Here is a 16,507-nt window from a genome sequence, read left to right as displayed (position 1 = left end):
TGGAGATCGCTATCGCGAGGACGCGATAATGCGAAGGAACGCGGCACCATCGCTATTTTTCGGGGATATCGGGGCTGCGTCCTTCACATTATTTCTCCTTCGGTTGGGGTCAGAGGGTATCGAGCCAGGCGAGCAGGTCCGCGTCACGTTTCCATCGCGCGGGTCGATTTCCTTCTGCCGGAACGCCGACCTGTTCGAGCGCCTTTCGCTTGGTTTCGAGATTGGCCTGAGCGTAGTGGTTGGTCGTGTCGAGGCTGACATGCCCCAGCCAGCTGCGGATGACGGTGATGTCGACGCCCGCCGCGACGAGGTGGACGGCCGTCGCGTGCCGGAAGCTGTGCGGCGTCACATGTTTCAAACGCAGCGAGGGCGTCGTTTTCGCCGCGGCCGCGACGTAGGCCGCCAGCTTGAACCGCACGCCCGAAGCTCCCAGTGGCTCGCCGTAGCGATTGACGAAGATGCGCTCATCCGGCGCGCGTGGCTGCCGCTCCAGCAGCTTCTTCATCAAAGCCACGGTTTCCGGCCAGAGCGGGCAGATGCGTTCCTTTCGCCCCTTGCCGTAAAGACGCACATAATACGGTGCTTCAAAACGGATCGCGCCGGGACACAGATCGAGCGCCTCCTGGATGCGCGCACCGCTATTATAGAGCAGCGACAGCAGCACATGGTCTCGCATCCCTTCAATGGTCGACCGGTCGGGCTGCGCGAGAATGGCCTCGACCTCCCCTGGCTCAAGGTAGCAGGGCGCGGCGGTAGGTTTTCGCTTGAGCGGGATCGTGAGGACCTCGGCGCATTGGGCGATATATTCAGGGTCCTTGTCCGCCACGAAGCTGAAGAAGCTGCGGATCGCGGCAAGCCGACAATTGCGCGTGCCGATCGTGCCCTTGCGACCATGCTCGGCATGGGTAAGGAACGCGCGCACCTCGCTGGCGGAGACGTCGGCCAGCGTGATCCGTGCGACACCGCCGCCGTTTCGCTCCGCGACGAACCGGAGCAACATCCGCCAGGTGTCCCGATAGGACTTGATGGTATGGATCGAGGCGCTACGCTGTTCCGCCAGCCATTCCTGGAAGAAGGCCCGCAACAGTTCGGGGAAGGGATTTGTGGCTTTCATGACAGCGCCTCCCCGTTGAGACAGGGGGCGCCGACGGCGCGGAACCGCTCGCTGGCTTCCTGCAGAAGATCCTGCGTGACGGTGATGTAGACCAGCGTCGAGTTGATGTCCCGGTGACCCAGATAGGTCGAGAGGAAGTGCAGGCGGTCCTGCGGGTTGATGCCGATCCGGTACCATTGAAGGATCCGGTTCACGACCATCGAATGCCGCAGGTCATGCACACGTGGCCCCGTCCGTCCGGAGGGTGGCTTGAATCCGGCGCGGCGCATGACGTTGGTGATCATCGTGGTGACCGTCTCCGGAGTATGGTGGCCCTTGAAGTGGCCCTGCCAAAACAACCCCGATTGCTTGTCTTGTGGAGCACCTGCGCGCCGCCTCGCATCGAGATAGGCACGTAGTTCGGTCATGACGCTGTCCGACTGAGGCAGGATCCTGGTCTTGTAGAACTTCGTTTCCCGGACCGTGATCGTGCCGGATTGAAGGTCGACGTCGCCCAGATCGAGCCGCGCAATCTCACTACGTCGAAGCCCGGCGCAATAGGCAAGCAGGATCATGGTGTAGAGGGTCCACGGCCGCAGCGGGGCATGCGGCGACGGATAGGAACGGGCAACTTCGAGCATGTGCCGGATGTCAGCCGGGCTGAAGATATGCGGTTGCCGGTGCTCCCGAGCCACCTCTCGTTCCGGTCGCGGGTTGAAGCGTTTCGGCGGAATGTTCGGATCGAGCCGGTGCCGCGCCTTGGTCAGGATGCGCCCCAGCTTCTGGCATTCCGCCGCGTGATTGCGGGTGGACTTGGCCGCTGCCCAATGGGACAGCATCGTCTCGAGCGGCTCGTCCGCCAGTTCCGGATGAGCCTGCAGGAACCGGTCAAACCGCAGCAACCAGTGAGCCTGCGTCTCATACTGGTATCCCCGGTTTCGCATCAGCGCGACATGGTCACGCATGAAGTCGCCCAGAACGCTGCCGTAGGGCGCAGGCTGGCACAACGCGGCAAGTGCCTCGTCGGGATTGGGGGAGGCAAGAGCCCGCCAGATCGGCTTGTTCTGCTTGATATTGTGCTGCCTGCGAAGCTCGGCGACGGGATTGCCGGGGATCAACTCGTTCTGGACCAGATAGTCGAGGAAGCGGTCAACGATGCAGACCTGGTTCAACAGCGTCGACAATTTCCACCGCGTTGCCATGTCCCCCAGCCAGTCCTCGAGCATCTGGCGATCCACTGCTGAGTGCCGGCGCGCAACATCCTCGAAGCTGCGAAGGATCCACCGGTAAGTGTAACTGCTTCTCTGTCCGAACCGGGAGATGCGGAGAAAGTCCTCGACGGCAAGCAAATCGGGATCGTGCCAGGCGCTCATGACAGCACCTCCGATCCGGGCACGTCGAGCGCTACAGCCCGCAAATCTTCGGTGGCAAGTTTGAGATAGGCGTTGGTGGACTCGGTTGATCGGTGCCCCAGCACGTCGCCGATGATTTTTTGCGGAACCGACGCCCGCAGCAGTTCAACCGCACGCGCGTGGCGGAAGACATGTGGGCCACGCTTTCCCACCGGCACAACGCCTGCGGCCGCCAGGCGCCCGTCGACCATGCCATAGAGGTTCTTCATCCTGGTATAGGGTGCGAGGGAGCGGATGAAGACCTCCCGGCTTTCGACCTGCGGGCGCCCGAGGCGCAGATAGTCGAGCACCGCATCGCCGACCGGCGTCAGCAGCGGCATGTAGGAACAGGCATTGGTCTTGGTGTGACGGATGCGCAGCGAGTCCGCGTGCCAGTCGATGTCTTCGAGCCGGAGACTGCAGATCTCGCCTTCTCGCAGTCCGTAGATGGCGAGCATCAGCAAAATAGCATGGTCGCGCAGCCCCCTCGGCGATCTGTCCCTGGCGGTGGCCTTCAGAACCATGTCGATCTGGCTGCGGTCCAGGATCGAAGGAACATCCTCATAGGCATAGAGCATCGGGCCGATGACCTGCGGGCTCAAATCGGTCGGAACCCGCCCCGACAGGTGGAGATAGCGCAGCAGGGACCGAAGCCACGCAGCAGATGCCGCGAGCGATATCCGTCGCAGTCCGACCGCGCGCATGTCCATGTAGCGATCGATGTCCCGTACGGCCAAGCTTCGGAGACCGTCGGCACCACTGCGGCCGAAATACCAGTCCAGAAAGCGCCGCGCCTCCCGGAGCCGCGCGTCGATAGTTTCATCTGCCAGCCCGCGCTCGTCGCGCATCCAAGTTTCGTAATCATGGCAAATGGCGTGCCGGAGCATCTTAACGGGTTCGATTTCAGCCTCTGGCGGCCATGTGCCTTGGGCCAGCCGGAGCAACCTGCCGATCGCCGTATTTGGTAGCCTGTGCCAGCGCGAGCTGGGCGGCCGACCGTAGCGATCATGAAAGCAATGGACTGCGTGGAGAAAATACTGATCGACCTGCGCTGGCGTCACCATCGCCACCGGCATGTCGCGCTCGGCCAGGTAGTCCAGGAACCGACGGGCGTAGAGCCGATGGTTCGTCACGACCACCGGATTGTAGTTCTGCTCCGTGAGCGATTTCGCGAGCTCGGCGATCAGCTCGTCGTGCAACTTCAACATGAGTGTCTCCTCAGACGGTTGGAAAGCCGCCGAGGTTTGCAATCAAAATAATGCGCAGCAAAGGCCGCGCCGATATCCAGAAGCCAAGGAAAACACAAATGAATCCTGGACACCTTCGCATTATCGCGTCCTCGCGATTACGGACAATCCATCACAATCTCGAGGCGGCGCTGACCGCGACCGGCGTCAACGATGCCTCCGGTCAGACGAACGCCTCTGCGGCGCGGTCTGCCGCGAAGTCACGGTTCGAGAGTACCAAGCAGCGCTTCTTCAACCACCTGCTCCTCGGCATGAAGGCCCCGACGATCATCCGCGCCATCGGCGAGGATTTGGCGGAGGGATATGCCTGCGTCATCCAGGTGGTCTCCACCGGCGAAAGCCTGCTGAAACGGCGTCTGGACGCGATGGACCCCGAGGATGAGTTGACGCAAGGCGCGCTGACCCCGCGCGACTACGTCCTGGGCTACCTCGAACAGGCCTTCCCGATCCACGCCCAGAAACTCGTCGAGATTGACGGCAACATGGTGGCAGAGCCGCTTCGGAACGCGGATGGCGCTCTGGTCGTCTCGCTCGAGGCCGAAGCCCTGCGCGATGCGGCAATGATGGAGCTGATGGCCCTGGCTCCCATCCCCTCGGCGCTCGATCAGATCCTCTGGGCCTTCGGAGACGAGGCGGTGGCCGAGGTGACGGGGCGCTCGGTCAGGCCACTGAAACCCCAAGACGGCGCGCTCTTCATCGAGAAGCGATCCGCCAGCAGCAACTCCTCGGAAACTCGGGCCTTCATGGAGGGCGAGAAGGACGTGCTGATCTTCTCGGACGCTGGTGGCACGGGCCGGTCTTATCATGCGGCGAGATCGGCGAAGAACCAGAAGCGGCGGCGGCACTATCTGCTGGAGCCCGGCTGGCGGGCCGATGCGGCGATCCAGGGGCTCGGCCGCACGCATCGCTCGGCTCAGGTCAGCGCGCCCTTCTTCCGGGTCTGCACCTCGGATGTCCATGGCGAGAAGCGCTTCACCTCGACGATCGCCCGGCGGCTCGACCAATTGGGGGCGCTCACCAAGGGGCAGCGCGAGACCGGCTCGCAGGGCATGTTCCGCGAGGAGGACAATCTCGAAAGCCCGATCGCGCGGGCTGCACTGCGCGGTTACTACGCCGACCTGGCCGCCGGCCGTGCCGGGGCGATGAGCTACGAGCGGTTCGCGGACTGGACCGCGCTTCGGCTGATTGATCAGGACGGGGTTTTGCTGGAAGAGTTGCCGCCCATCCAGCGCTTCCTGAACCGGGTGCTGGCGCTGCCGATCCATATGCAGAACGCGCTCTTCGCCGAGTTCATGACCCGGATTGCCGATCAGACCGAACGGGCGCGGGCCGCAGGCACGCTCGATCTCGGGGTCGAGACCCTGCGCGGCGAAAGGATCGAGCAGGTCTCGGCGGAGGATCTCTGGACCTGCCCGCGCTCCGGGGCGGTGACGCGGATCATCGGGCTCGAGGTGACGGACCCTGTCCATGTCCTCGCGGGTGATGACGCGATGGACCGAAACCACGACAAGCTGCCGATGGTCAATCGCGCCTCGGGGCGCGCGGCGCTGATCTCGTCGCGGCCCATGCAGATCTATGACGAGGAAATCGTCACGCTGATGCGCAAGGTCACGCGGCCGACGGGATCGACCTATGTCGAGGAGGGGAAGTACCAGGCTTCGGCCTGGGAGGAAATCGCCCGTCCCGAGTTCCTGCGTCTCTGGGACGCGGAGGCTGACAGCCTGCCGAAAACCACCACGACGAAGCTCTACCTCCTCACCGGGCTCCTGCTGCCGATCTGGAAGGACATCCCGTCGGGCAACGAGCGCATCTACCGGGTCACGCCGGACGGCCAGGGCAGCATGATCGGTCGGACCGTCAGCGAAGACGGCGCCGCCGCGCTGCGTGCCCGGTTCATGCTGGGCACACCAAAGACCCCGCAGGAGATGCTGACGGCGGCGCTCGGCTCCACCGCGCCGGTCGACTTGGGCCGGGGCCTCACGCTCACCCGCCGCCGGGTCGCGGGCGCGGCCCGTCTCGAGATCGACGGGGCCGACCGGGGTGCGATCGACGGGCTGCAAGCTCTGGGCTGTTTCACCGAGATCATCGCCTACCAGCTCCGGGTCTTCGTGCCGCACGGGGAGGGTGTCGAGACCGCCGCGATCCTCGGCCGGATCATGGCGGCGGGCTCTCCGAGGGCGGCAGATCGCGCCGCCTAAGCGGTACCGATCCAGCGGACGTGGGCAGCGGCGTCGCCGCCCGCGCGCCGCGTTGCCGCGGTCAAAACTGGAACTGGAGATCAATATGAACATCACGCAGATCAAGGCCGCCGTGGATGCCGGTAAATCCGTCCACTGGGCCAACGAAGGCTACCGGGTGCACCGCGATATCCTCGGCCAATACCTCATCACCTTTGTGCCGAACGGCAGCGCAATCGGTCTGACCGACCGGAGTGGCCATCGTCTGAACGGGGCCGAGGCCGACTTCTTCATATCGGTGTCGACGCGTGGCGCAGACGGGGAGCAGGGAAGGGAGGTGCGAGGGGCGACGTCGGACGGCCATCCCGATGCCGGGACGGGCTGACGGGCAGGAGAGAAAAGAAAGAAGGCTGTGGGTTTTTGCGATCCCATGAGGGGTCGGAAAAGCAATCCCGCGCGCTCAGGCAGGAAGCCGGGCAGCGGCACACCCAAGGAGAAGACCCATGTTCGCAGGAACTCTGACCAAAACCGCCGACACCGCAGCCGCAGCCTTTACCGGCATGATCCACTCCACCCGGTTCGACATCGCGATCCAGCTTGAGGCTCGGACCAAGATGTCCGAGCGGAGCCCGGATTTCGACGTGACGGCCGTCAACACGTCCGGGCGCAAGGTGCGCATCGGCACGGCCTGGAACGAGACCGGCAATACCACCGGCAATCCCTACCTTTCGATGCAGATCGACGTGGGCCTCGGGCCGTTCCGCGTCAATGCGGTGCAGAGCAAGGAGGCGCGGGAGGCACAGAGCGGCGACTACGAGATCATCCCGCTGGTTTCGAACCGCACCATGAAATCTGGCTCGATTTCGGGCGAGCTGACGGCGATGGATGCGGACAACGCCTTCGCCGGTTACGTCGCCAACATGATGTTCGATCTCGATTTCATGCTCATCGAGAACGTGTTCAAGACCGAGGAGACCCATCCCGACTACCGTATCGAGGTCAGCTCGCCCAAAGGCCACCCGATCCGGGTCGGATCCGCCTGGATGGCGAAGAGCAATCGCACCGGGAACGACTACGTCTCGCTCCTCATCAACACGCCGGATGGCGACCTGCGAGTGAACGCGGTGCAGAACGAGGAGCAGCGCGGCGGCCAGACCTTCTCGATCATCCCGTTCGTCGAGAGCGCTGACCAAGAGCGGTCGGAAAACACCGGCCTCGCCCTGGTGAGCTGACAAACAGTAGTATTCTAGCGAAAGGGCGTCCCGAGCAATCGGGGCGCCTGTCACCTATGCCTGCAGTACCCAAGAGGCACGCCCCGTGAGAGGAGCCGCGGCAGCGCGGCTCCCCTCTTTTCGTTTCATCCCGTCAAAAGTAATAGACACATGTTCAATCTCTCCCATCCCAAGCTGGTCACGCTCGCCGAGACCGAAGGCTACGCCGAGGTCGCGGACTTCCTGGAAGACCATACGCTCCGCAGCATCGTGCCCGCGATCTGCATGGCGCCGGATTGCGATCACACCGCCGAACTCGAACCGGATCAGCGCGCCGGCATCTGCGAGGCCTGCGGCCGCGCTTCCATGAAATCCGGCCTGGTCATCGCCGGGTTGATCTGAACGCCGCCCGCCGTGCCACTCTCAAACCATTGGAGCCGACATGACACGACATAACCCCATCGAAATCACCGATCCGCCCGCGCCCGGCTTCTCGGAGGCCGAAATCGAGACCATCGACGCGGCACGCGATATCCTGCGCAGGCATGCCCGGGCCACTGCCGTGCTGCAATCCTGGACGATGCTGACCGACTACCTGGCTCTGAACGCCGTCCGCGAACGGGTCGAGGTGTTCCGGGTGCTGCTGTTGGACCGGAAGAACAAGTTGATCCGTGACAAGATCATGTCACGGGGCAGCATTGATCACGTCCCGGTCTATGTCAGCGAGGTCATGCGTTCGGCTCTCGTGCTTGATGCCTCTGCTCTCATCCTCTGTCACAATCACCCCTCTGGCGATCCGCAGCCAAGCCAGGCCGACATCGACATGACACGGAAGATCGTTGACGCCTGCAGGGTGATGGACATTACCCTCCACGATCACCTCATCGTCGGCTTTGGGCGGGAGCAGGCCGCGTTCAGCATGCGGGCGGCGGGGATGTTGGGCGACTAGTGTAGCGGGCGTTTCAGGCCTTGGTTGGCGGGCTACACAGGGGAGCGGAAGCTCGACTCCGCGCCGAGTTTGTCTCATGAGCGCGGAAGCCGCCGTTCAGGCAGCCTGCGGCGAAGGCCGGGTCCGAGCCCACTTTGACCGATGCTGCGTAAAGGATGTATCGCTGCTTTCGAGGGCGGTAGAAAACCTGCTTGATCGCAGCCGCGATGCGGAGGGAAAGCAGCGCCGAGTTGTCGGAACGCGTGAACCAAAAGGCGATCTAATCGAACGATTCAGCGCTTCACCCCGTCTGCGGCTGCCTCTCAAATACTGCGCGGTGCCCAGAGAATAATACCCGCACCGACAAGGCAAATGACCGCTCCAACTACATCCCATTGATCCGGGCGATGCCCTTCTACGCCCCATAGCCACAGCAGGGACGATACGATGTAAACGCCACCGTAGACTGCATAGGCGCGGCCCGCCTGATCGGCGGGGCTGAGCGCCAGTAGCCAGGCGAAAGCGGCAAGGGACAGCATGCCCGGTGCCAACCAAAACACGCTCTTGTCCAGCCGGAACCAGGCCCAGAAAGCAAAGCATCCGGCAATTTCGGCCAGCGCAGCGGCGAAGTAGATAAGAACCGTCTTCATCGGGCCAGACATACGTTCCGAGGAGGATCGGGTCTATTGCGAAAAATCTTTCAAATTCAGAGAAGCGAGCCCAAATCCGATCCAACACTTGGATAGGCCGCCGTCATCGACTTAAGTTGCTTGGCCGCCAGGCCCAGCTTGATTGCCAGCCCGAAGAAATTGATCAGTTCGCCGTATTCCGGGCCGAACAGGTGCGCGCCGAGGATCTTGCCGTTCGACTTGTCCACGAGGACCTTCGCGGCAGCAGAGGTCTCGCCGATCCGGTAGTTCGAATACCAATCGCCAGTGTCGGTGAACCGAACATCGACATCATACCCGGCGTCCCTTGCCTCACTTTCCAACATACCGACACGCGCCACTTCCGGGACTGTGAAGACGGCTGTAGGAATACCGGCATAATCCGGTGCGGTCTGAGTGTCTTTGAGCATGTTGGAGGCCGCGACCTTCCCTTCGATCACTGCGACTGGCGTCAGCGGCATGCCATCGGTGTCGGCGCAATCTCCGGCGGCAAAGACCGCGCTGTTCGTCGTGCTTTGCAGATGCGGGGCTACAACGATGCCCTTGTCGCTGTAATCAACACCAGCCGCCTCAAGATTCAGATCGGCCAGGGCTGCCACACGGCCCGCGCCATGCACGACCAGATCGGTTTCGATTGTTCGGGTTTCATCGCCCGACTTCACCTCGACAGTGAATGCTCTACTGGCTTCCGAGACCGACACGATTTCGGTTTCGCGCATCAGGTCCACGCCGATACCGCCGCTGCGGTCGATCAGCATTTCGACCAGATCGGGATCGAAGCCGCGTAAGGGCCGGGCGCCACGATCCACGATGATCGGGTTGGCTCCGGCCCGTGCGGCGATATGCGCAAACTCGAAGGACACGAAGCCGCCACCGATAAAAAGAACCCGATTGGGAAGGGCCTCCAGGTTGAGGAAATCCGTGCTGTCGATCACGAGATCGGCCCCTGTGAAGCTCAGCGGCCTGGGCATGGCACCGGCGGCCACGAGGAACCGTTCCGACTGATATGCCGTTCCATCGACCTCCAGCGTGTTGCTTCCCGTGAACCGCGCGGCTCCATGCAGGGTTTCGACGCCGTTGCCCGACAGGCCCTTTTCCATCTTGTCCGGCACGGGATCGGTGAAGCCACGCTTGTGTGCCATCAGATCGGCCCAGTTGATCGACAGATCACCGGGATCGATCCCCTTGCCCTGCATGAGCCGTGCCGCGTCCATGATTTCCGCACCGCGCCGCAGGATTTTCTTTGGATCGCAGCCGCGCAATGCGCAGGTGCCGCCGTAGGGCAGCGCATCGACAATGGCGACACGCCATCCTGCCGCGCCACATTTGTTGGCCGCGGCCACGCCCGCCATGCCCGCCCCGATGACGATCAGGTCGTAGTCTTCATTCATTCTCCGGTCCTTGTCCTGATCTTCATCCGGCGCAGCAGCTCAACTTTGCCACGTCCATATCGAAGGTTTGCGCCGCCAGCTTCAGCCCTTCCACGGTCGTCAGATAGGGGAAGATCGTCTCCCCGAGCGCCTTTGTGGTCATGCCAAACTTCAGCGCCATAACGAGGGTCTGGATCGTATCGGACCCCTCGGGCGCGATGATCTGGCCGCCAAGCAGCCGGTCGGACTTTCTGTCCGCCACCAGCTTGATCAATCCGCGCGTGTCGCGTGCGGCCAGTGCGCGCGGCACCTGATCGAGCGGTACGATGGACGTCTTGACGTCGAGGCCCGCGTCCCGCGCCTGGGCTTCACCGAGACCGACGCCCGCGACCTGCGGGTCGGAAAACACCACCCAGGGCATCGCGGCGTTGTCGTAGCGATGGTCTTCGCCGAGAACCGCATTTTTGGCCGCGAGCTTTGCACCATAGGCCGCCATATAGACGAACTGGTCGCGGTCGGTCACATCGCCTGCGGCATAGATGCCGCGCACCGATGTCTGCATGTCCTCGCCGACGACGATGGACCCACGCGCGTCGGTTTCCACGCCGATTGCGTCCAGGCCCATATCTTTGGTATTGGCCCGCCTGCCAGCGGTCGAAACGAGGTGATCCGCCGTCACTTCGACAGGCTTTCCGTTCTGGATCACGCGCAGTGTCACGCCCGCGTCGTCGCGGCGCACAGTGTCGTAGCTTAACCCGGTCAGAAGAGTGATGCCTTCGGCCTCGAACGCCGCCGCCAATGCCTCCGAGACCTCTGGTTCCGCGCCGGGCAACAGATGCGAACGGGCGACAAGCGTGACCTTCACGCCCATGCGGCTCATCATCTGGGCCAGCTCCGCGCCGATGTAGCCCGCGCCGATGAAGATCAGGCTTTTCGGCAGTACTTCGAGTTCCAGAAGACTGGTGCTGTTGAGCGCGCCGATTTCCTCGATGCCGTCGATGGTCGGCAGAACGGGACGCCCGCCCGTGGCGATGATGGTCCTCGGTGCTTTCAGGGTTCGCTCACCGACTGTCACGCCACCTTCGATCAGCCGCGCGGGACCGGCGTCGATGTAATCGACATCCTCATATTCCGGCAGAAGGTCCGCGTATTTCTTCTGGCGCAGGGTCGTGACCAGATCGTCCTTGGACTGAACGAGCGTCTGCCAATCATCCACTTGTGCCCGTCCCGACAGGCCGGGGAACCGCTTGGCAGCCCCCGCACAGTGCACGGCCTCTGCCGCACGGATCATCGCCTTGGAGGGCACGCATCCCACGTTGACGCAAGTTCCGCCGATGGTGCCATGTCCTACGAGGGCGACACGCTTTCCGGCATCCGCGCCGGTAATTGCGGCGGAGAACCCCGCCGATCCGGCCCCAAGAACGATCAGGTCATAGCCGCCCTGTTCATCGTCGGTTTTGTTCAGGTCTTTCATCTCAGCGCGCCTCGCCATGTTCGGGGTCTTTTGGTCTGGCGGCGAGCAGATATATGACCGCGCCGATGGCGATCAGCGGTGTCAACATGCCGAGGAGGCCGAAGACCATGCCGGTGGCGGTGCAACATCCCATCATCATAAGAGCGATCCTTTCTTTTGCGCACGGTTCAGGAGAACCGCGTAGAGTGCTGTGGCGGCGAAAACGCCGATTGTGATCCGTATTGCGAACCTGAATTCGAGAAGAATGATCAGGATCGACAGGGCCACCGCGAGGCCGGTGGCCCAAAGTTTCGGGGCCGGTCCCGGTTTGCCAGCGCGCAGCCAAAGGGCCTGTGCCACCACGGCGAGGCTGAAAAACAGCAGCGGGAACAGGGCGTAATCGAGCCAGCCCGTGAGGGCCGACAATCCGACGCCAGCGACGATGACGACCAGAAGCGGTGTAAAGCAGCAGAGCGCGGCGAAGAGCGCACCGCCAAGCCCCCATTTCAGCAGACGGTCGGAATTTTCAGGTGTGTCAGTCAAGGAGCCGTCTTTCTCTGTGATGGGTCGGGGCCGGAGGCGCGTTTCATTTGCGAACGACGCAGTGCGCGGACGATCAGGTAGGTCAGACCCGCCAAAACCAGCACGGCAATGCCACTCATTCCAGAGAGCCAAGCCCCAACGCCGCCGAACAACGCTGCAAGCACGGCAGTTCCGCCGCCGCAGCAGACGACCACGACCGGAGCTGCTATTCCGAAGGCCAGCAGGCCACCCATCAGATTGTCACGCATTGCAGGAGATTGTCACGCATTGCAGGCGGCTCAGGAGGCTGTGTCGGGCAGCACCTGCGCCGGATAGCCATTGGCCGTCACCGCGCCGATGATGCTTTCGATGGAAGTTTCGGCGTCATCGTAGGTCACGCTGTAAACACCCTGCCCGTATTCGGGGCCGTCCTCGAATGCGGCGATCTCGACCGACGGAACACCGCGCATCGAGCTGGCAACAATGAACGAACAGGACGGGCATGTCAGTTCGCTGACGGCGATCTCGACCTGGCGCTCTTCAGCGAGGGCCGGGGTCGAGAGTGCGACGATGGCCAGGGCGGATAACAGGAGATGCTTCATGGTCATGGTCCTCGTTCAGAATTTCAGGATGAAGGGGGTGATGTAGGGAAAGATCATGGCGACAGCGACAATCGCGGAAGCGGCCCAGAGGGTTGCGCGCATGATGCGGCGGTCGATGGGGCGGGCGCAGGTGCCATCGGCACAGGCCTCGGCATCTACAGGCTTGTAAGCCTTGTAGAAGCCGTATCCCAAAAACGCGGCGCTCAGCGCGAAGGTGTACCATTTGTAGGCATAGAGCGCCCCGAGCTGCGCGATGAACACGCCTGTCACGCCAAAGCTGACCAGCACCAATGGAAGGATGCAGCAAGAAGTCATCGCCAGCGCACCGAGGACGCCGAGGCCGGTCACGCCCCATCCCTTGGTGGTTTCGTCGCCAATTTTCTGCGACTGAGATTGCGGAAGTTCCGCCAAATGTTGTTCCATCGAATCTTCCTTGAACAGATGTTTCCACCGTTCTAGGGTCTGTAGTTGATACAGGCTCAAGGGATTTTTCGGCACAATGAGTAACACAAGCGTGAGATCAATTCGGCGGGGCGATTTGGCCCGCGCAACGGGCTGCAACCTGGAAACCATTCGCTATTACGAGAAAATCGGGATCATGCCGGACCCGCCGCGCAGTACGAAGGGCTACCGAAGCTACGACGATGCCCACGTCAAGCGGCTGAAATTCGTCATGCGGTCCCGCGATCTAGGCTTTTCTCTCGAAGAGGTTCGCGGGCTGCTTGGGCTGGTCGATGACCGATCCCGGACATGCGCCGAGGTGCAGATCATCGCCGAAGATCATCTGACTGACGTTCAGGCCAAGATTGCCGATCTGCAGCGCATCGAGCGCGTCCTGTCGGACACTGTTGCGCGATGCACCGGCGATGCTGCCCCAGAATGCGCGGTGATCGATGCGTTACTCGATGCTTAGTCCACCCTGAAGAAGAGGGGGCAACGGACCTTCGTGAACGGCGCAGCGAAAGCCCGAAAAGTCCGCACTAACGACGCTCGCGCCTCCCGCAGCGAACGTCCGCTGCGGCGTGGTAATCTGGTCAGACGCAGTGATTATGAAGTTAAGGACAGAGCCATGTAAAACCGCCATGATGACCCTAGGTTAATCAGGCCTCTTCGGTGTCATGGAACATACCGCTTCCTCTTTGTTCGCCCCCTGAATTGCTTGGATTGCTTGGGCAATCGCAACCGGCCCGGGAGAAAATGTGAGCGGCGGGCGTAGCGTTGAACGTGGCGCCCGGTGCCTGGCGGCCTCCCCTGCTCGGCTTCGCGTGTCGCAGGGGAGATATCGGCCCTTGGCCGATCGCGCATTCGGCCATGCGGCCTCACCGCGGCGTCGCGCCCAGTCCCCGGTTTGCCCGCCTCGCGGAGCACGTCGCTCCCCGGCCGCTCCGACGGATTGCGCTCTGGTCTGTTTTGGCCAGGGGCCAAAACCATCCCTCCACTTCATCCGTCTCCCGCGTCCGGTTGCGCCGTTTGCCTGCTCGTGTCGGGCAAACCTACCGTCAAACACACACACATGAGCGCGGAAGCATATCCTCCGGATGGCCCCCAAATCAGCCCGCCTCAAGGATCGCAAAACTTTTCGGCAAGGGCGGTGCGCGCGGAGGTGTCAGCCCAGTGTTCGATGGCCTGCCTGTGGTGGGCGACGCGCCCGGAAAACTTTTGCGCCCGGCAAGCCGGCGGCTTCGCCGTCCCTGACCCGGACAGATTCGGTGAACCAGACGTACGGCCATGCCCCCACACTCACGTGGTGGCTCCACAACCATCTGGAGATACCGACATGGCTTACGACAACGCAACCGCCTACGAGACCATCGAACTCTTCGGGCTGACGGAAAAGGGCGCCGTCCTGCCGATCCCCGAAGACGATACGCTGAAGGACAGCATCACCCGAGAGACCTTCGAAGCGCTGCTCGGCCAGCTGCGCGGCACGGGGCTCGAGGGCGAGATCGAACCGCTCGCGCATGGGTTCGCCACGATCCTGCAGCGCCGCAAGGTCGCCCTCGGAAAGGAGCTTGACCGCACCGCCGACAAGATCGGAGCACTCGCAAAATCGCACGACGGATCGGAGATCGCGGAGACCGCGCTGGAAGAGGCTCAGGTCCGCTTCCTGCAGCTGAGGGAAATCGTCGGAGCCGTCGAGACGATGGCCGAGGCGGCGGCGGAATGCTACGAGGTCGAGACCGGCCATGCCTTCATCCCGGCCGCAGGCTCGCGGGCGAGCGTCTGGGCGCAGGAGACCGGTGCGGTCTTCGAGGCCCAGCAGCTCCTGGAACAGCATGATCGCGAGACGGCGGCTAAGTCGAAGGTCGAGGGGGTGCCTCTGATCGTCTCGGGCGCCACCGACTGGACCGATATCGACGTCATCTTCAACACGCTCGACAAGGTTCGGGATCGGATCCGGCAGAACCGCAATCAGGAGATCTTCCTCTGCCACAAGGGCGGCAAACATGGCGCCGAGATGATCGCGGCACGCTGGGCGCGGGCGCGCGGCGTCGCGCAGGCGCGCTTCGATCCGCGCTGGTCCGCACATGGGCGGGCGGCTCCGTTCAAGTGCAACGATGAGATGCTCGACGACAAGTTCGCCGCGACAGGTGTTGTGCTCTTCGGCGGCAACGGAGTGGCGCTGAACCTCGGACAGAAGGCCGAGGCAAAGGGACTGACAGTGATGCGAGTCGCCGATCCGGCGAAGAAGCCATCGGATGAATGACCGAGAGAGGGTCGCGCACGGCGCGGCCCTTTCTTCCCGTCCTCTCGGGTTGCCTTTCAGGCGTTGGAAGGAACGGGCTGAGGATCATTTCCCTGACCGGCGAGAGCGCGTTCCGGCCCGGCTTCGGCGGGGTCGTTTCGTTTGTGGCAGGCCTTTTGGTGTCCTGTCGCGTCAGGGCCCGAGGCCCTGCCCCGGCAGGACTGGCGCTGTCCGCGCGGGAGCCTGTGGCGCGACATCGCAGTTGAGTGCTGGGCGACATCGCAGGTGGATGACGGTGACGTTTTTTGACGGTGCCGGTTTGCGGCCGTCAGATCAAGTTTCGATCTCGCTGCTCAATGTCGCTGGCCGCGAGTTGTCCTTCGCTGTGGCGATCTCCTTTTCGGGCTGTTGTTTGTCGCGGTCATCTTCGATGTCGCTGAGCGATGTCGCGGCGGCATAGGCGGCACGGCGTCGGTAGCTTTCGACGTTCATCTCGAAGATTGTTGCATGGTGAACGAGCCGATCGATGGCGGCGATGGTCATCGCCCTGTCGGGGAAGATGGCGTCCCAACCACTGAACGGCTGATTGGCCGTGATCATGATAGAGCGCCGCTCGTATCGTGCGGAGATGAGCTCGAAGAGGGCGCTGGTCTCGGCCTGATCCTTTCGCACGTACGACAGGTCGTCGAGGATGAGCAGGTCGAACTTGTCGAGCTTCGCGATCTCCTGAGTGAGCGCCAGGTCCTGCCGCGCCACTTGCAGGCGTTGGACCAGGTCCGACGTCCTTGCCATAAGCACACGGTACCCTCGTTGGATGAGTTCGTATCCGATGGCCCCCGCGAGGTGCGTCTTGCCCGAGCCGGGCGGGCCGAAGGCCAGCAAATTGTGCCCTGCCTGCAGCCAGCTGTCGCCTTCGACCAGCGCTCTGACGCGGGCCTGGCTCAAGGTGGGTACCGCCAGGAAGTCGAAGGCGTCGAGCGTTTTCCCTTGTGGCAGCCTTGCAGCGGCAAGATGGCGTTGGATGCGGCGCTGTTCCCGCTCGCTCAGCTCCAGCTCGCACAGCGCCGCCAACAAGCGTTCGGCCGGCCAACCCTCCTTGTCGGCACGGGTGCAGAACTCCGGCCAGAGGCGGGCAACCGTGGGCAGCCTGAGCGCCGTC

General features: G+C 62.9%; 18 protein-coding genes and 1 pseudogene. 7 read left to right on the top strand and 12 right to left on the bottom strand.

Going from position 1 to position 16,507, the window contains the following annotated elements; translation table 11 throughout:
* Nucleotides 1-109: 109 nt before the first annotated feature.
* From R2601_RS23965 to R2601_RS23955, 3 genes are read right to left on the bottom strand one after another with little or no spacing between them, the layout of a single operon-like run.
* Nucleotides 110-1,114, bottom strand: a complete 1,005-nt coding sequence (locus tag R2601_RS23965) for a tyrosine-type recombinase/integrase (RefSeq protein WP_007803296.1) — start codon at nucleotides 1,112-1,114, stop codon at nucleotides 110-112.
* The gene (locus R2601_RS23960) at nucleotides 1,111-2,466 is read right to left on the bottom strand and encodes a tyrosine-type recombinase/integrase (RefSeq protein WP_007803294.1); all 1,356 of its coding nucleotides are present in this window, start codon (nucleotides 2,464-2,466) and stop codon (nucleotides 1,111-1,113) included. Before R2601_RS23960 ends, R2601_RS23965 begins: the two co-directional genes overlap by 4 nt.
* Entirely contained in the window at nucleotides 2,463-3,692 is a 1,230-nt protein-coding gene (locus R2601_RS23955; protein WP_007803583.1) for a site-specific integrase, read from the bottom strand. The genes R2601_RS23960 and R2601_RS23955 overlap by 4 nt, the downstream gene beginning before the upstream one ends.
* 128 nt (nucleotides 3,693-3,820) lie before the next feature.
* Between R2601_RS23955 and R2601_RS23950 the strand changes: the two are divergent.
* The 5 genes and pseudogenes from R2601_RS23950 to R2601_RS23930 all read left to right on the top strand — a co-directional run.
* Nucleotides 3,821-5,929: pseudogene (locus R2601_RS23950) on the top strand (strawberry notch C-terminal domain-containing protein); the annotation flags it as partial.
* Nucleotides 5,930-6,014: 85 nt separating this feature from the next.
* Nucleotides 6,015-6,293 carry a hypothetical protein gene (locus R2601_RS23945; RefSeq protein WP_007803581.1) on the top strand — a complete coding sequence of 93 codons (279 nt, stop codon included), beginning with the start codon at nucleotides 6,015-6,017 and terminating at the stop codon, nucleotides 6,291-6,293.
* Between the two features lie 118 nt (nucleotides 6,294-6,411).
* Nucleotides 6,412-7,140, top strand: coding sequence for a DUF736 family protein (locus R2601_RS23940; protein ID WP_007803580.1), 729 nt, complete (start codon nucleotides 6,412-6,414; stop codon nucleotides 7,138-7,140).
* A gap of 150 nt (nucleotides 7,141-7,290) precedes the next feature.
* On the top strand, nucleotides 7,291-7,521 hold the full coding sequence (locus tag R2601_RS23935) for a hypothetical protein (RefSeq protein ID WP_007803579.1): 231 nt from the start codon (nucleotides 7,291-7,293) through the stop codon (nucleotides 7,519-7,521).
* Between the two features lie 40 nt (nucleotides 7,522-7,561).
* Complete coding sequence (locus R2601_RS23930; RefSeq protein ID WP_007803577.1) at nucleotides 7,562-8,068, top strand: JAB domain-containing protein; 507 nt, start codon at nucleotides 7,562-7,564, stop codon at nucleotides 8,066-8,068.
* Between the two features lie 302 nt (nucleotides 8,069-8,370).
* Here R2601_RS23930 and R2601_RS23925 read toward each other — a convergent pair whose 3' ends face one another.
* From R2601_RS23925 to R2601_RS23900, 8 genes are read right to left on the bottom strand one after another with little or no spacing between them, the layout of a single operon-like run.
* On the bottom strand, nucleotides 8,371-8,697 hold the full coding sequence (locus R2601_RS23925; RefSeq protein WP_040546036.1) for a YnfA family protein: 327 nt from the start codon (nucleotides 8,695-8,697) through the stop codon (nucleotides 8,371-8,373).
* A 56-nt stretch (nucleotides 8,698-8,753) separates the two neighbouring features.
* The gene (locus tag R2601_RS23920; protein ID WP_007803574.1) at nucleotides 8,754-10,106 is read right to left on the bottom strand and encodes a dihydrolipoyl dehydrogenase family protein; all 1,353 of its coding nucleotides are present in this window, start codon (nucleotides 10,104-10,106) and stop codon (nucleotides 8,754-8,756) included.
* A gap of 22 nt (nucleotides 10,107-10,128) precedes the next feature.
* On the bottom strand, nucleotides 10,129-11,559 hold the full coding sequence (merA, locus tag R2601_RS23915; RefSeq protein ID WP_040545982.1) for a mercury(II) reductase: 1,431 nt from the start codon (nucleotides 11,557-11,559) through the stop codon (nucleotides 10,129-10,131).
* Between the two features lies 1 nt (nucleotide 11,560).
* Nucleotides 11,561-11,698 carry a hypothetical protein gene (locus R2601_RS26845; RefSeq protein WP_007803572.1) on the bottom strand — a complete coding sequence of 46 codons (138 nt, stop codon included), beginning with the start codon at nucleotides 11,696-11,698 and terminating at the stop codon, nucleotides 11,561-11,563.
* Entirely contained in the window at nucleotides 11,695-12,081 is a 387-nt protein-coding gene (gene merF / locus R2601_RS23910; RefSeq protein ID WP_007803570.1) for a mercury resistance system transport protein MerF, read from the bottom strand. Before merF ends, R2601_RS26845 begins: the two co-directional genes overlap by 4 nt.
* Nucleotides 12,078-12,329 carry a hypothetical protein gene (locus tag R2601_RS26730; protein WP_072629817.1) on the bottom strand — a complete coding sequence of 84 codons (252 nt, stop codon included), beginning with the start codon at nucleotides 12,327-12,329 and terminating at the stop codon, nucleotides 12,078-12,080. The genes merF and R2601_RS26730 overlap by 4 nt, the downstream gene beginning before the upstream one ends.
* 30 nt (nucleotides 12,330-12,359) lie before the next feature.
* Nucleotides 12,360-12,662 (bottom strand): heavy-metal-associated domain-containing protein, encoded by a 303-nt coding sequence (locus R2601_RS23905; RefSeq protein ID WP_040545980.1) that lies wholly within the window; start codon nucleotides 12,660-12,662, stop codon nucleotides 12,360-12,362.
* 15 nt (nucleotides 12,663-12,677) lie between these two features.
* On the bottom strand, nucleotides 12,678-13,073 hold the full coding sequence (locus R2601_RS23900) for a mercuric transporter MerT family protein (protein WP_425427228.1): 396 nt from the start codon (nucleotides 13,071-13,073) through the stop codon (nucleotides 12,678-12,680).
* An 88-nt stretch (nucleotides 13,074-13,161) separates the two neighbouring features.
* Between R2601_RS23900 and R2601_RS23895 the strand changes: the two genes are divergently transcribed.
* Entirely contained in the window at nucleotides 13,162-13,575 is a 414-nt protein-coding gene (locus R2601_RS23895; protein WP_153218054.1) for a MerR family transcriptional regulator, read from the top strand.
* An 864-nt stretch (nucleotides 13,576-14,439) separates the two neighbouring features.
* Nucleotides 14,440-15,369 (top strand): DUF2493 domain-containing protein, encoded by a 930-nt coding sequence (locus R2601_RS23890; RefSeq protein WP_007803563.1) that lies wholly within the window; start codon nucleotides 14,440-14,442, stop codon nucleotides 15,367-15,369.
* A gap of 312 nt (nucleotides 15,370-15,681) precedes the next feature.
* Here R2601_RS23890 and istB read toward each other — a convergent pair whose 3' ends face one another.
* Nucleotides 15,682-16,494 (bottom strand): IS21-like element helper ATPase IstB, encoded by an 813-nt coding sequence (gene istB / locus R2601_RS23885; RefSeq protein ID WP_375360185.1) that lies wholly within the window; start codon nucleotides 16,492-16,494, stop codon nucleotides 15,682-15,684.
* Nucleotides 16,495-16,507: the final 13 nt, after the last annotated feature.

The organism is Salipiger bermudensis HTCC2601, from assembly GCF_000153725.1.
Taxonomy (GTDB): Bacteria; Pseudomonadota; Alphaproteobacteria; order Rhodobacterales; family Rhodobacteraceae; genus Salipiger; species Salipiger bermudensis.
This window is presented reverse-complemented; position numbering and strand designations above follow the sequence as displayed.